The sequence below is a fragment of the [Collinsella] massiliensis genome (assembly GCF_002161605.1).
Classification (GTDB): domain Bacteria; phylum Actinomycetota; class Coriobacteriia; order Coriobacteriales; family Coriobacteriaceae; genus Enorma.
Genome location: NZ_NFIE01000033.1, coordinates 1 through 12,419, shown reverse-complemented (window position 1 = coordinate 12,419; position 12,419 = coordinate 1). Strand labels below are relative to the sequence as shown.

At 67.7% G+C, this 12,419-nt stretch carries 15 protein-coding genes and 1 pseudogene; all 16 read right to left on the bottom strand.

Annotated features, from left to right (window positions below):
- The coding region (locus tag B5G02_RS09865) for an HAD hydrolase family protein (RefSeq protein WP_241146231.1) at positions 1-668 on the bottom strand (668 nt) is incomplete at its 3' end.
- 164 nt (positions 669-832) lie between these two features.
- Entirely contained in the window at positions 833-1,594 is a 762-nt protein-coding gene (locus B5G02_RS09860) for a PfkB family carbohydrate kinase (RefSeq protein ID WP_241146230.1), read from the bottom strand.
- A gap of 23 nt (positions 1,595-1,617) precedes the next feature.
- Complete coding sequence (locus B5G02_RS09855) at positions 1,618-2,586, bottom strand: SIS domain-containing protein (RefSeq protein ID WP_094336086.1); 969 nt, start codon at positions 2,584-2,586, stop codon at positions 1,618-1,620.
- Between the two features lie 33 nt (positions 2,587-2,619).
- The gene (deoC, locus tag B5G02_RS09850) at positions 2,620-3,282 is read right to left on the bottom strand and encodes a deoxyribose-phosphate aldolase (RefSeq protein WP_094336085.1); all 663 of its coding nucleotides are present in this window, start codon (positions 3,280-3,282) and stop codon (positions 2,620-2,622) included.
- 40 nt (positions 3,283-3,322) lie between these two features.
- Positions 3,323-3,991, bottom strand: a complete 669-nt coding sequence (locus B5G02_RS09845) for an HAD family hydrolase (protein WP_094336084.1) — start codon at positions 3,989-3,991, stop codon at positions 3,323-3,325.
- A gap of 66 nt (positions 3,992-4,057) precedes the next feature.
- A complete protein-coding gene (locus B5G02_RS09840) occupies positions 4,058-5,305 on the bottom strand; it encodes an MFS transporter (protein WP_094336083.1) in 1,248 nt (415 codons plus the stop codon).
- Between the two features lie 150 nt (positions 5,306-5,455).
- Entirely contained in the window at positions 5,456-6,307 is an 852-nt protein-coding gene (locus B5G02_RS09835) for a PTS system mannose/fructose/sorbose family transporter subunit IID (RefSeq protein ID WP_094336082.1), read from the bottom strand.
- Positions 6,297-7,067 carry a PTS mannose/fructose/sorbose/N-acetylgalactosamine transporter subunit IIC gene (locus B5G02_RS09830; protein WP_094336081.1) on the bottom strand — a complete coding sequence of 257 codons (771 nt, stop codon included), beginning with the start codon at positions 7,065-7,067 and terminating at the stop codon, positions 6,297-6,299. The genes B5G02_RS09835 and B5G02_RS09830 overlap by 11 nt, the downstream gene beginning before the upstream one ends.
- Before the next feature lie 37 nt (positions 7,068-7,104).
- The gene (locus tag B5G02_RS09825; RefSeq protein WP_019238823.1) at positions 7,105-7,575 is read right to left on the bottom strand and encodes a PTS sugar transporter subunit IIB; all 471 of its coding nucleotides are present in this window, start codon (positions 7,573-7,575) and stop codon (positions 7,105-7,107) included.
- A 23-nt stretch (positions 7,576-7,598) separates the two neighbouring features.
- Positions 7,599-8,024, bottom strand: a complete 426-nt coding sequence (locus B5G02_RS09820; RefSeq protein WP_026088995.1) for a PTS sugar transporter subunit IIA — start codon at positions 8,022-8,024, stop codon at positions 7,599-7,601.
- A complete protein-coding gene (locus tag B5G02_RS09815; RefSeq protein ID WP_094336080.1) occupies positions 8,021-8,875 on the bottom strand; it encodes a sugar phosphate isomerase/epimerase family protein in 855 nt (284 codons plus the stop codon). The genes B5G02_RS09820 and B5G02_RS09815 overlap by 4 nt, the downstream gene beginning before the upstream one ends.
- 191 nt (positions 8,876-9,066) lie before the next feature.
- The gene (locus tag B5G02_RS09810; RefSeq protein ID WP_094336079.1) at positions 9,067-9,822 is read right to left on the bottom strand and encodes a GntR family transcriptional regulator; all 756 of its coding nucleotides are present in this window, start codon (positions 9,820-9,822) and stop codon (positions 9,067-9,069) included.
- The gene (locus tag B5G02_RS09805; protein WP_094336078.1) at positions 9,806-10,591 is read right to left on the bottom strand and encodes a GntR family transcriptional regulator; all 786 of its coding nucleotides are present in this window, start codon (positions 10,589-10,591) and stop codon (positions 9,806-9,808) included. Before B5G02_RS09805 ends, B5G02_RS09810 begins: the two co-directional genes overlap by 17 nt.
- Complete coding sequence (locus B5G02_RS09800; RefSeq protein ID WP_094336077.1) at positions 10,584-11,054, bottom strand: hypothetical protein; 471 nt, start codon at positions 11,052-11,054, stop codon at positions 10,584-10,586. Before B5G02_RS09800 ends, B5G02_RS09805 begins: the two co-directional genes overlap by 8 nt.
- 148 nt (positions 11,055-11,202) lie before the next feature.
- Positions 11,203-12,096 carry a DMT family transporter gene (locus B5G02_RS09795; RefSeq protein WP_094336076.1) on the bottom strand — a complete coding sequence of 298 codons (894 nt, stop codon included), beginning with the start codon at positions 12,094-12,096 and terminating at the stop codon, positions 11,203-11,205.
- Positions 12,097-12,195: 99 nt separating this feature from the next.
- Positions 12,196-12,419, bottom strand: a pseudogene (locus B5G02_RS09790) (SIS domain-containing protein); the annotation flags it as partial.

The following is a 12,419-nucleotide window of genomic DNA, read 5'->3' as shown; positions in this document are numbered from 1 at the left end:
CCACTCTCCCTTGCGAGGTCGCCTCGGGCGCCCCAACTGCCATGCCGGCATCCCTGCCCGCCAGATTCTGCATTGCACCAAAGCATCCGGTATCCGGCTCTCAGATGCAACGACTTAAAGATAGGAGCCGCCATGGCCTCGTGGTGCTCGGCCAGGTACGTGTCCGTCCCCGCCGTGAGGATCTTGTTCTGCGGCGTGTTGCACCAGTCGAGGAGCGAGCGCACCTCGTGGATGCGCAGGCCGCAGCCGTCGCGCTCGTACTTGATGATGTTCTTCGGCGCGCCCTTGTGGTAGATGGTGCAGCGGTAGGCGTCCTCGACGTAGAGGCGGTCGGCGTCGACGAGCATGGGGATGACGTCGAAGCCCTGCAGGTGCTCGAGGACCGCCCGCGCCTCCTTAACGGGGATGGCCTGATTGAACAGGAGCTCGCCCGAGGTGGCGTCGCGCACCTGCGAGCCGTTGTAGGCGACGAGCATGCCGTGGTAGCGGTCGAGCTCGAGCTCGTGGGCGAGGGCGCGCAGGCCGTGCGCGGGCCTGCCCGAGGCGAGGATGAGCGTGATGCCCGCGCGCTCGGCGGCGAGCAGCGCCTCCTTGGTGCGCGGCGTGATGACCTTCGCGTCGTTCGTGAGCGTGCCGTCGATATCGAGGGCGATGGCCTTGATGGTCACAGAGATTCTCCCTTTCTCAGCTGTCCCCTGGCGTCCGCCACCAAGGGTATCACCGTTTCCCGTCATCCGGCGCGAAGCGCTTGGGGTGCCCCCACGCCCCCTCGATGCCGCACACCTCGGCCGCGAAGGAGGCCGCCCCGTCGAGGGCCGAGGCGAGCGCGTCGTCATGCGCGGCCCCCGCACCGATCCGGGAACGATAGCCCAGAAGGAACGCCGCGATGAACGAGTCGCCCGCCCCCATGGTGTCGCGCACCACGGGGGCGGGTTTGATGGGCTGCTCGAAGAAGCGCGCCGTCGAAGGCGACCGACCCGCGGCGGCCGCGCGTCGCCACCGCGATGGCCGGCCCCAGGCCATGCAGCCAGCGCAGGCGCTCCGCCACCTTCGCGTCGTCCGCCTCGTCCTCCGCCGAGTAGAAGGCGTAGTCGACGAACGGCGCGACCTCCTCGACATAGGAGTCGACGGAGTCCTCGGAGAAATCGAAGCTCACCGGCACGCCCGCCGCGCGCACGCAGGGCAGCTCGCGCTCGGTGAAGCAGTAGCTCCCGGTATGGAGGACGTCGAAGCCGCGGATGTAGGCGAGGGCGAAGCGATCGAGCACGTAGCGCGAGCGGCCGCGGACGCCGCCTTGGTTCGAGCCGAGGAACACCCGCTCCCCGGCCTCGACCGTCACGCTCGAGGCACCGTTCTCGCCGATCTCCTGCCGGCAGCGCACGAGCTCGACGCCCTCGTCCTCAAGGCTCTCGATCACGTGCTCCGCCGCCTCGTCCGTGCCGAAGATGCCCATGTAGGCCGCGCGCGCGGCGCCGAGCCAGCGCGCGTAGACCGCGACGTTCGCCGCGTTCCCCCCGGGATACATGACCCCCAGGTGCTCGTAGCGGTCGACGACGTTGTCGCCGAACCCCACGATCGATACGTCAAACCCCATGCTCTCTCCTCGCAACGGCAGGTTTAATACGGGACGACGCCCATGTAGCGGCGGTAGTCCGGGTCATGGTCGAACACCTTGCCGCGCGCCGCGCGCAGCTCGACGTTCATGGCATAGAAGAGCACGGGGTCGAGGTAGGCGCGGGCGGACGCGGGAACCTTGTCCATGCCGTAGTCGAGCGCATCGAGCACTATGAGGGTATCCGTGTGCTCCTCGAGGAACGCCCGGGCGCGCTCGTCCATGGCGCGGAACTCGCTCGAGCCCATCTGCAGGAAATAGAACACGCCGGGCTCTGTCACCTCGAAGGGGCCGTGGAAGTACTCGCCCGAATGGATGTAGCAGCAGTTTTGCCACTGCATCTCCATGAGCGAGCAGATGGCGAACCCGTAGGTCTGGCAGAAGTTGGGGCCGGAGCCCACGATGTAGAGGAACGGGTGCTCCCGGCAGAGCGCGGCGAAGCGTCCGGCGAGCTCGGCGTTCACCTTCGCGCGGGCGGCGGGCAGCACGTCGTCCATGACGGCGACGCCCTGGTAGAGGTCGGCGAGGTCCGCATAGCCCTCCTGCTGGTCGAGTAGCTCCGCGGCGATGAGCGGCGCGATGCCGGAGGGCACCTCGCCGGCCGGCACGTCCGCGCCCCAGGGGTACACCCAGCAGATGAGCGGCTCGCGGGCGATCTTCGAGTCCGCGTCGTCGGTGAGCGCCACGACCGCGGCGCCGCGCTCGTGGGCGAGCGCGCACGCATCGAGCACCTCCGGCGTGTTGCCGCTGTGGCTGCACGCGACCACGAGGCTGTGCTCCCCGAGCCGCTTCGGCGCGGTAATGCAGAACTCCCGCGCCGTGTAGGCGCTGGACGCGATGCGCCGGCTCTCGCGCTCAAGCAGCATGTGCGCGGGCAGCAGGTCGATGAGCGACCCGCCGCACGCGACCCAGTACACCTCCTCGATGCTCCCGCGCTCGGCGATGATGTCCTTCACGAGATTGAACGGCTTCATGCTCTCCCCTTTCAGATGCCGCCCCGAGGCGCCCTACTTCCCTGAGGCCTCCGCGGCGCGCTCCCCTTCCACGATCGCGATGCCGGCCGTCGCGCCGAGCGCCGAGGCGCCCGCGTCGATGAACGCCCGCGCCTGCTCGTAGGTGCGGATGCCGCCCGCGGCCTTCACGCGCACCGCGTCGCCGAGCACCTCGTGCATGAGGCGCACATCCTCGAGCGTCGCCTTGTACGGGCGACCGGACGAGGTCTTGAGGAACGCGGGGCGGGCGCGCAGCGCGATCTCGCAGACGCGCCGCTTGTCCTGCTCGCTCTCGAGCTTCGGCATCTCGACGATCACCTTGTCGCGCATGCCGTGCGCGCGACAGAACTCCGCGACGCCCATCATCTCGCGCTCGATCTCGGCGAAGTCGCGCTCCTCGACCGCGCGCTGGTTCAGGACGTAGTCGATCTCGGTGAAGCCCGCCGCGGCGTAGCGCTCGAACACGGGCAGCTCCTCCTCGAGCGTGAGGCCGCCCGCCGGGAAGTCGATGGCGCCCGCGACGATGATGCCCGTGCCCGCGAGCGCCGCGCACGCGTGGTCGTACGTCTCGGGGTCGGCGAAGATGCAGCGGAACCCGTAGGCGCGCGCCTTCTCGAGGTACTGGTCGAAGGTGTCGTTCGGATCGTCGATATAGTCGATGTACGCGTTGATGCCCATACGGCACGCTCCCTTCCTGCCGCGACGTGCGGCTCGAACCTTACTTCCCGTAGCCCAGCACCGCGTCGATGACGCCGGGGATGCCGTCCACGATCACGTCAGCGTCGCGCTGGGTGAAGCCGAAGCGCTCCTCGCGCTTGGCGATGGCGAAGAGCCCGGCGCGGCGCGCGGCCGTGAGCCCCGGGTCGGAATCCTCCACCGCGCAGCACACCTCGGCGGGAAGCCCCAGCTTGGCCAGGGTAAGGAGGTAGATCTCGGGGTTCGGCTTGCTCTGATGGAGCTCGTCGCCGCTCTCGACCGCCTCGAAGAACCCCGCGATGCCGCACTCGTCGAACACCTTCTCGATGTGCCAGAGCGGCGAGGACGAGGCCACGGCCAGGCGGTACCCCCGGCGCCGCAGCTCGTCCAGGGTCTCCGGCACGCCCGGGTTCATGATGTCGCGATAGCAGATGGGATGCGCGTCCCAGAACGCGTCCTCGCGTCGCTCGATCTCCTCGCCGTCGAGCCGCTCGCCGCGCGAGCGCTCCCACCACTGCGCGTAGAGCTGCCGCTCCACCTTGCGCGACGACCCCGCGAGCGCGTCGAACTCCTCGGGCGACACCGCGACGCCCTGCGACGCGAAGAACGCCTCGTGGACCCGCCGGTACGCCGCCTCCGAATCGACGAGCACGCCGTCCATGTCGAAGATGACCGCTTGAAGCCCCTGCATCCAGATCACGCTCCCCTTTCTGCCGAGCCGGCCGGGCGCGCACCCGCGCCGCCGGACGCAATCCACTTACTCCCGTTCCAACTGCCGCGCGTGCGATGCGCGGCGCCACGCGTAGCTCACCCCGCCGACGAGCGCGATGATGCACGAGGCACCGAAGAGTACCTCCTGCACGCCGAAGACCTGCGCCAGGAAGGGCGCGATGGCGAGCGGGACGACGCCCGCGCTGTTGAGGCCGAGCCGCACGAAGCCCATCACGCGCCCCAGGTGCGTCATGGGCGTGCGCTCCTGCACGAGGATCGCCTGCGTGGGCTCCATGAACCCCCAGGCGAGGCCGTTGATGAACTGCCCGGCGATGGCGATGGCCAGCACGTTCGTGCCCACATAGATCATCGAGCCCACGCCCACAAACATGAGGGTCGCGAGCAAAAGCGGGATGTCGATCTTACGCGGCGGGATCTTGGTGAAGATGTACGAGCCGATCGCCATGCCGAAACCGGACACCGCGGAGAGGATGCCCATCCACACCACGTCCACCACGAGCACGTCGCGGTAGAAGAGCGACTCGAGCGAGTCGAAGGCGCCGAACGCGAAGAAGCCCAAAAAGCCGCTCACGAAGATGAGGCGCAGGTCGTGCGTGCGCATCGTGATGCGGGCGCCCTCGAGCACGCCCGAGACCACGCCGAGCTTGTCGTCCGCGGGCTCGTCCGCGGCGCGCTCGGGCTCGATGACCTCGCGGCAGCCCCAGGTGACGTAGAGGGCGGCCACCAGGCACGCCGCCATGAACAGGAACACGACGCGCGTGGGGAAGAACCCCGCGAGCACGCCGCCGGCGATGGGGCCGGCCGCATAGGCGATGTTGCTGTAGAAGACCATGAGGCCGTTCAGGCGGGCGAGCCCCGCGCGACCGCGCGTGAGGTACACGGGGTAGGTGCGCGTGCAGGTGTTGATGGCGCCGCCTCCGAGGCCCATCATCACCGCGGCGAACATGAGCGTCGGCACCGAGGGCGGCACGACGCCCATGAAGACGCTCATGGCGAGCATGGCCGCGAGCGTGACGAGCGCCGTCTTGCGCGGCCCCACGCGGTCGATCACCGGTCCCGCCGCGGCGTTCGCGAGCGAGTTGCAGAGGTTGCGCGCGAGCGTGATGGCCGCCACGAGGAACGCATCCCCGCCGAGCTCGTAGGTCGCCGCGCCGATGAGCCCCAGGAAGTACACGGCGTTCACCGCGCACCACTGGAGCGATTCGAGCGCGATGAGCCGCCGCTCGCCCGAGGTCAGCGCGGCCAGTCCCCCGTCTTTTCCCGTGATGCCCACGGTCCCAGCCCCTTCCCTCGCCCGTCCCGCGCCGCGGCGGCGGGTCGGCGAGCCGTTCCCTACCATCGATAAATCGTATTAAGACGTTATGCCTTCAAGCCCGTGAGAAAAGGGGCAGCGGAACCCCACTGCCCCTGTACGGACGAAGCCTTAGGCCAGGATGCCGAAGTAGACGCCCACCACGCCGAGCACCATGGTGCCCAGGATGAGGATCATCGGGGAGACCTTCTTCTTCAGCAGGAAGTAGTACAGGCCCATGAAGGCGAGGCCGAGCATGCCGGGCATGATGCTGTCGAGCACGCTCTGGAGCGTGGTGACCTCGTCGCCCGAGCCGAACTCGATGGCGAGCGACGCCCAGAACATGCCGCAGGTCATGGAGCCGACGACCATCATGCCGATGATGCCGGCGGCCTTGATGACCTTGTCCATGATGCCGGACTGCTCAGCCGTCTCGAGCAAGCTCACGCCGATCTCGTAGCCCTTGTGGATGCCCCACACGCGCAGGAAGAACTGCGGGACGTTGAAGATCAAGAGGAACAGGATGGGGCCGAGCACGTTGCCCTGGGACGCCAGGGAGATGGCGATGCCGGCGGCGACCACGCGGATGGTGGTCAGGAAGATGGCGTCGCCGATGCCGGAGAGCGGGCCCATGAGGGCGGCCTTGATGTCGTTGACCGACTCGGGCGGGAGCTCGCCCTTGGCGATGCGCTCCTCCATGGACATCGCGATGCCGCCGACGAACGGCGCGAGGCACACGGTGATGTTGAAGAACGCCGTGTGGCGCTCGAGCGCGGCTGCGTAGCCCTGCGGGTCGTCATGGTAGATCTTCTTGAGCATCTTCTTGACCATCATGCCGAAGGCGAGGCCCATCTGGTTCGCGTAGGTCCAGGAGAATTCCATGCCCAGCGCGCCGATGGAAAGGGAAGCCCTCGTGAGGTCTTGCTTGGTGATGGCGTACTCGCCGGTCTTGTAGGCGCCCTGCGCCGTCTCATTAGAAGTCATCGTCGTCAGCCCCCTCAATCTGCGCCGTGGTCTGGTTCTTATCCAAGAAGCCGAGCGTCAGGACGGCGATGATGATGGCGATGAGCGCCACGCCGAGCGTCGAGACGCCCATGTACGAGGTGATCAGGAAGCCCAGGAACAGGTAGGGCAGGAGCTCCTTGCGGTAGATGAGGCGCAGGAGCATGGCGAAGCCCATGACCGGCAGGATGTTCGCGGCGGCGGCGAAGCCGTTGAGCACGAACGACGGCACGGCGTTCACGAGCCAGTCGATGGCGCCGGAGCCGAAGTACACCGCGCAGAAGATGAGCACGAGCCACACGGGGATCAGCCACATGCCGATGAGCCAGTGCAGCGCCATGAGCTTGCTGCCCTCGCCCTTGAGGGCGATGCCGGGGATGAAGCTCGTGAGCCAGTTGCTCACCAGCTGGCCGAGGTTGCCCACGCCGAGGACGAGCGTGCCGATGGGCATGGCGAGGCCGACGGCGACCTCGGTGTCAAGGCCGAGCAGGCACACGTAGGCCGTGCAGAGCAGGCCGGCGGACGTGGCATCCGGCGGAATGTAGGCGCCGATGGAGACGGAGCCCATGAAGAGCGCCTCGATGCTCGCACCGAGGATGAGGCCGGTGTGCAGGTCGCCCAGGAAGGCGCCCACGACCGGGCAGACCACGATGGGGCGGAACGCGTAGAGCGTGCCGAGCTGGTAATCGAAGCATTTGAAGAACACGTACAGAACTGCGCAGAGTATGCTCTCGAAAAGCATGCGTCTACCTCCAATCACTTGGGAGCGCGGTGATGCCCTAGATCAGCTGCAGGGCATCCACCTTGGGCTCTTCCGCGAGCCCGCGGATCTCGACCTCGATGCCGCGGGAACCGAGCTCGCGGAGGATCTCCTCCTCCTCGGGCTCGAGGAACACCTGGCGCGAGATGGTCTTCGTCGTCGGGGACTCCTTGGTGTTGCCCAGGTTGATGCTCTTGATCTGCGGGCACCCGTCGCAGAGCTGCTTGGCCTCGGCGATGGTCTGCACGCAGATGATCATCTTGTACTTGTCGGTCACACCGCTGTTGATCGCCTCGATGGCGTGGGCCATGTCCTTGATCACGAGCTTGCAGCCGGCGGGCTTGCCGAGCTTGAGCGTGGTCTTCCACACCGGGTCGTTCGCCACGTGGTCGCCGACGCAGAAGATGCAGTCGGCACCGAGCGTACCCACCCACGAGGTCGCCACCTGGCCGTGAAGCAGGCGATGGTCGACGCGCGTTAGAAGAATCATCGTTTCCCTCCTTTTCCTTACTGCTAGAACTCCTCGTCGTCCGCATCGAGTGCAGCCAGCTCGTCGTTGCAGTACTTCGGCCGGACCTCATCGGTCGACACGGCGGTGCGAATCGCCGCGGCCAGATCGGGCTCGTTGATGGAGAAGAGGAGCGAGATCAGGAGCGGCAGGTTCATGTTCGTCACGAGATGGATGTTCCCCCGCTGCTGGACGACGTTCGTGAACTCGTTGTTCACGCTCCCGCCGAAGATATCCGTGCAGACGAGGACCTCGTCCTCCGCGGGGATCTCGGCGAGCGTGTCGGCCACCGCCTGGGCGATGTCGTTGTTCCCGTCAACGAACGCGCAGATGACCTTGATGTCGACGCCCGAACCGCCGCCCAGCAGGGCGAGCGCCTCGGAGATGCCGGCAGCGAAGTGCGCATGCGACGCGATTACCATATGTCTCATTGGTACACCTCCTTCAGCCTATCGAGGGCCGCACGGTACTGCCGAGCCGACTGCGAAAGTGCAGCCGCTGGGTCGGTGTGATAGCGCGAGTTGACGATCTCGAAGCTCACGGGACCGGCGTAGCCCGCGCGCTCGAGCGCGGCGAGGTCGGAGGCCATGTCGCGGGCGCCGTCGCCCCAGGCGAGATGGCTCTCGGCGCCGATGTCCGAGAAGTGGAGGTGCTGGATGCGCGTGCCGAAGCGCTTGAAGTAGCCGGCGATGCTGTCGCCCGCGCGCCACGCGGCGCCCAGGTCGAGGCAGACGGCCAGGCGGTCGTCGGCCACGTCGTCGAGCAGGCGCTCGAGCTCCTCGGCGGAGCGGGCGAGGTTCGTCTCGTCGCATTGGAGCGCCTCGATGGCGGGCACGACGCCCTGCTCGGCCGCGTAGGCGACCACCTGGCGCAGCATCGCGACGCTGCGCTCCCAGGCGTCCGCGCGCGGCTCGTCGAGAAAGCCCCAGCCGCTCGTGATGACGATCTTCCCCGCCTGCGTGTCGCGCGCCACGTCGATCACGTTCCTGAACGTGGCGAGCGTGCGCTCCCGGGCATCGTCGCCGCGGGCGGCCATGTTCGCAGGCTTGGGGTTCGTCTGCTCCGGGCAGATGCCGATGATCCGGATGCCGTAGCGCCGGGCGAGCTCCGCGAGCCCCCGCGGGTCGTCGTGGCGCGCCCAGTCGAGCGCGAAGTGCATGGGGCCGCACCAAACCTCGGCGGCCGCGTACCCCGCATCGCGCGCGTCGCGGAAGAAGCTCTCGAGGGAGAAGAAGCGGTAGTGGCAATTCATCGCGGCAACCTGCCAGGCATCGCCGATCATATTCCCTCCCCCTCGTGTGCGTGCACCGACCTTTTTCTATACCAGTCGGTAGTTTTTCCAGACCAATACCTAGCATCAGGATAGACGCTTGCGACATCCCATATGCCCGTGTACGTGGGAAACAGGCTAAGTGGTATGGAAAAGTCGATAAGCGGTATATATCCCCGACCCGTGCAGCCTCTCCCCTCACCTCACTGCGACACGGAATAGCAGGCGTACTTCCCTATGGCCACCGACGTCACGTACTCGAGCGCGCGCCCGGCGGCGTCGTAGCTCACGCAGCGGATCCCCAGCGCGGGGTCGTCCACGCTGCCGCGCAGCAGCTGGGCCTCGCGCGGCTTGAGCTCGCAGACCTCGAGCTCCTCCAAGGCGCGCACGACCGCGTGCCCGCGCAGCGCGTAGAACTCGTAGAGGCTGAACAGCGACACGTCCACGGTCTCGATGCCCGGGAAGAGCTCGCAGGGCACGAGCGCGTTCTCGATGGCGAACGGCTCGTCGTCGACGCAGTTCAGGCGGCGCACCTGGAAGAGCTCGCTGTCCGGCGAGACGTCGAAGAGCCGCGCGTAGTAGGCGCCCGTCGGCCTGAGCGCCGTCTCGAGCACGCGCACGGTCGGACGATGGCGCATGTCGCCCTGGCTCGCGCGGAAGCCGCGCGGGCCGTGCGAGGCGCTGTTCGCGCGCAGACCGTGCGTGACGAACGTGCCCTTGCCTTGGACGCGGAACAGGAGCCCCTCGTCGATGAGGCCGTCGATGGCGTTGCGGATGGTGAGCTTCGTGGTGCCGTAGCTCTGGGCGAGGTCGGTCTCCGAGGGGATCGACGCGCCGGGCGTGAACTCGCCCGCGTTGATGCGGTCTCGGATGGCACGGCGAATGCGCAGGTAAAGCGGCAGGTGCGCCGGCTCGGCGTTCTCGTTGAGCCACGGCGCCGAGCTATAGCCTTTCGACATGCGGCTCCACCTCCTCCCCCGGGAAGCCCTCGCCGCCGTCCGGGGTCTTGAAGACGGTGGTGCACACCACGCCGAAGCGCTCGGGCACGTACACCGATTCGCAGTATTCCACCGGAGCGAACGAGGCGTCGGCGCGCAGCTCGCGCTCGGAGAAGACGAGGGCGCGCGGCGCGATGCCCAGAAGCCCCGCCTCCTCGTCGGTCGCGCGGGCCACCGAGACGGTGAGCGTCGTGTGGGCGACGGCCTTGCCGAAGCGCGCCTCGAGCGCCTGGGTGAGCGATTCCCGCGCGAAGTCGATGTCCTCGATGCCCGGGCACCCGGCCGCGGCGACGTAGGCGGCCTCGACGCACACCGCCTCGCGCTCGACGCCGCGCACACGGCGCAGCTTGAACACGGGGTCGCCCGGCATGAGGCCGAGCCGCGGGGCGATCTTGTCGGGACAGGCGACGACCTCGCTGCTCAGCACGCTCGAGCGAGGAACCTCGCCCGCCTTGCGCACGATCTCGGAGAAGCCGGAGAGGTCGTCGAGGTGCGTGGTGGGACGCGGCGGACACACGAAGCTGCCGGAGCCGGGGTGGCACTCCACCACGTGCACCACGGAGAGCTGGGCGAGCGCGCTGCGCAGGGTCGTGCGCGACACGTCGAGCGCCACGCAGAGGTCGCGCTCCGAGGGCAGGCGGTCGCCCGGCTTGAGGCCATGGGCCTCGATGTACTCCAAGACCCCCTCGTAGGCACGGTCGAAGGGCGAGACCTCGATGCGCCTAGCCATCCGATTCCCCTACCATCAGGCCCTCGATGGCGCCTTTAAGCTGCTCCGCGCTCCCCATGACGTTGCGGTACGAGCGCGACCCGCGCTTGAGCGGCCGCGCCCAGATGCCGATGCGCACGGGCTCCGCGAGGCCTGCCACCTCGACGAGGACGCCGGCGCCGAAGATGCGGTCGCCCCGGCGCATCATGTTCGCGCGCGAGACCGCCATCGGGTTCTTGAAGATCTCGCCGATGCCCTGCAAGCCCTCCGGGGCGGGCTGCTGCTCGCCCTCGACCTCGTAAACCTGGCAGGAGCGGATGTCCGCGCAGCGGTAGACCCGGGGTACCTCAGCCCCCGGCTGGCGCACGCTCCACAGGCCGCGCCCCTCGTCGGCGAGCACCTCGGGGATGCCGAGCATGGGCATGGGCGCGAGTATGGTTCGCGTGGCCTCGAAGGCGCCGTCGACCGCTTGGGGCTCCGTCATGTCCGCTCTCCGTTTCCTCGAGGGATCGTTCTCGCCCTCAACTATACCTATTCGACTAATTTAATACCAATTCCAATCCGTAGATGGCAGCCGGGTTTCCCTGAGCGGCATGGGAGCGCCCGGCGCGCGGCTGTTGCGGCTCGCGAGCCTAGCGCGCGGCCTCGCAGACGGGCTGCGCCGCGCAGGCGTCGCGCTCGCGCTGCTCGAGCACGAGGTTCACGATGATGCTGCCGATGATGAGCACGGTGCCCGCGAGCGCGAAGCGGCCGAAGCGCTCGTGGAAGAAGATGAACGCCCAGGTGGGCGCGAAGACGACCTCGAGCATGGTGATGAGGTTCGCGGTGAGTGGCTGCACGCGCGTGATGCCGCGCGCGAAGCACACGTTCGCGAGGCCCGAGCACACGATGCCGCTCGCCGTCATGAGCGCCCATTCGCGCGGCAGGATATGCGGGATGCGCGGCAGGAAGAAAAGACCCGGCAGCACGGAGATGGCGCAGCTCAGCATCGAGGAGGTCACGGGGGACGAGCCCGGCTTGGCGTTCAGGAAGAACATGAGGCCGAAGAACGCCCCGGACACGATGGCGAGAAGGTTTCCCAGGACGTGCTCGAACGAGAGGCTGTCCAGGAAGAAGACGACCATGCCCGCGAGCGCCATGACGATCACGAGCACCTTGCGCGCGGGCGGGATGCGCCGCTGCTCGATGGCCTCGTAGAGCGCCACGAACGCCATGGAGCTGTACTGCAGCACGATGGCGCTGCCCACGCTCGTGAGCTTGTTGGCGTAGGTGAAGGTGATGCCCATGAGGTAGGAGGCGATGCCCGCCGCCACCACGAGCCTCGAGATCCGGATCGTGGGGCGGATCACGATGAAATAGAACAGCAGCGCCACGAGGGACGCGATGGCGCTGATGAGGAAGCCGGGCTGGCCGTTGAGCTTCGTGAAGACGCCCGAGAAGCTCCACGCCACCGCCGTCCCCAGCAGCCAGAGGTATCCGGTGTTCAGCTGCGCGGCAGCAGCCGCGCGCCCCCGCATCTCGCCCATGCGCACCCCGCCTTTCGAGCAAAAAAGCGGCCGGGAGCCGAGCCCCCGGCCGCCCTTCATCGACCTTGGTCTATGCGAGCCCGTCCCCGGGCGCACCCCTTAGTAGTCGAACTGGTGATAGTAACGACGATACTTGAGGTTGTGCTTGGTGACCGTCTCGTAGTAGCGGGCAAGGCGGTCGGTGGTGAGGATCGTGAGGATCCACGGCGAGACGATGACGCGGAAGTCGTCGTCGAGGCCGGGGATGGCGTACTCGGCGGTGTCGATCACCACGACGTCCTCGTCCTTGGTGCGGTCGGCGAAGTTGGTGAGGAAGGCCTCGA

Bases quoted from the DNA above. Each gene is read 5' to 3' on its own strand.
- B5G02_RS09860 (WP_241146230.1), bottom strand. From the start codon at position 1,594: ATGGGGTTTGACGTATCGATCGTGGGGTTCGGCGACAACGTCGTCGAC.
- B5G02_RS09855 (WP_094336086.1), bottom strand. From the start codon at position 2,586: ATGAAGCCGTTCAATCTCGTGAAGGACATCATCGCCGAGCGCGGGAGC.
- deoC (WP_094336085.1), bottom strand. From the start codon at position 3,282: ATGGGCATCAACGCGTACATCGACTATATCGACGATCCGAACGACACC.
- B5G02_RS09845 (WP_094336084.1), bottom strand. From the start codon at position 3,991: ATGCAGGGGCTTCAAGCGGTCATCTTCGACATGGACGGCGTGCTCGTC.
- B5G02_RS09835 (WP_094336082.1), bottom strand. From the start codon at position 6,307: ATGACTTCTAATGAGACGGCGCAGGGCGCCTACAAGACCGGCGAGTAC.
- B5G02_RS09830 (WP_094336081.1), bottom strand. From the start codon at position 7,067: ATGCTTTTCGAGAGCATACTCTGCGCAGTTCTGTACGTGTTCTTCAAA.
- B5G02_RS09825 (WP_019238823.1), bottom strand. From the start codon at position 7,575: ATGATTCTTCTAACGCGCGTCGACCATCGCCTGCTTCACGGCCAGGTG.
- B5G02_RS09820 (WP_026088995.1), bottom strand. From the start codon at position 8,024: ATGAGACATATGGTAATCGCGTCGCATGCGCACTTCGCTGCCGGCATC.
- B5G02_RS09815 (WP_094336080.1), bottom strand. From the start codon at position 8,875: ATGATCGGCGATGCCTGGCAGGTTGCCGCGATGAATTGCCACTACCGC.
- B5G02_RS09810 (WP_094336079.1), bottom strand. From the start codon at position 9,822: ATGTCGAAAGGCTATAGCTCGGCGCCGTGGCTCAACGAGAACGCCGAG.
- B5G02_RS09805 (WP_094336078.1), bottom strand. From the start codon at position 10,591: ATGGCTAGGCGCATCGAGGTCTCGCCCTTCGACCGTGCCTACGAGGGG.
- B5G02_RS09800 (WP_094336077.1), bottom strand. From the start codon at position 11,054: ATGACGGAGCCCCAAGCGGTCGACGGCGCCTTCGAGGCCACGCGAACC.
- B5G02_RS09795 (WP_094336076.1), bottom strand. From the start codon at position 12,096: ATGGGCGAGATGCGGGGGCGCGCGGCTGCTGCCGCGCAGCTGAACACC.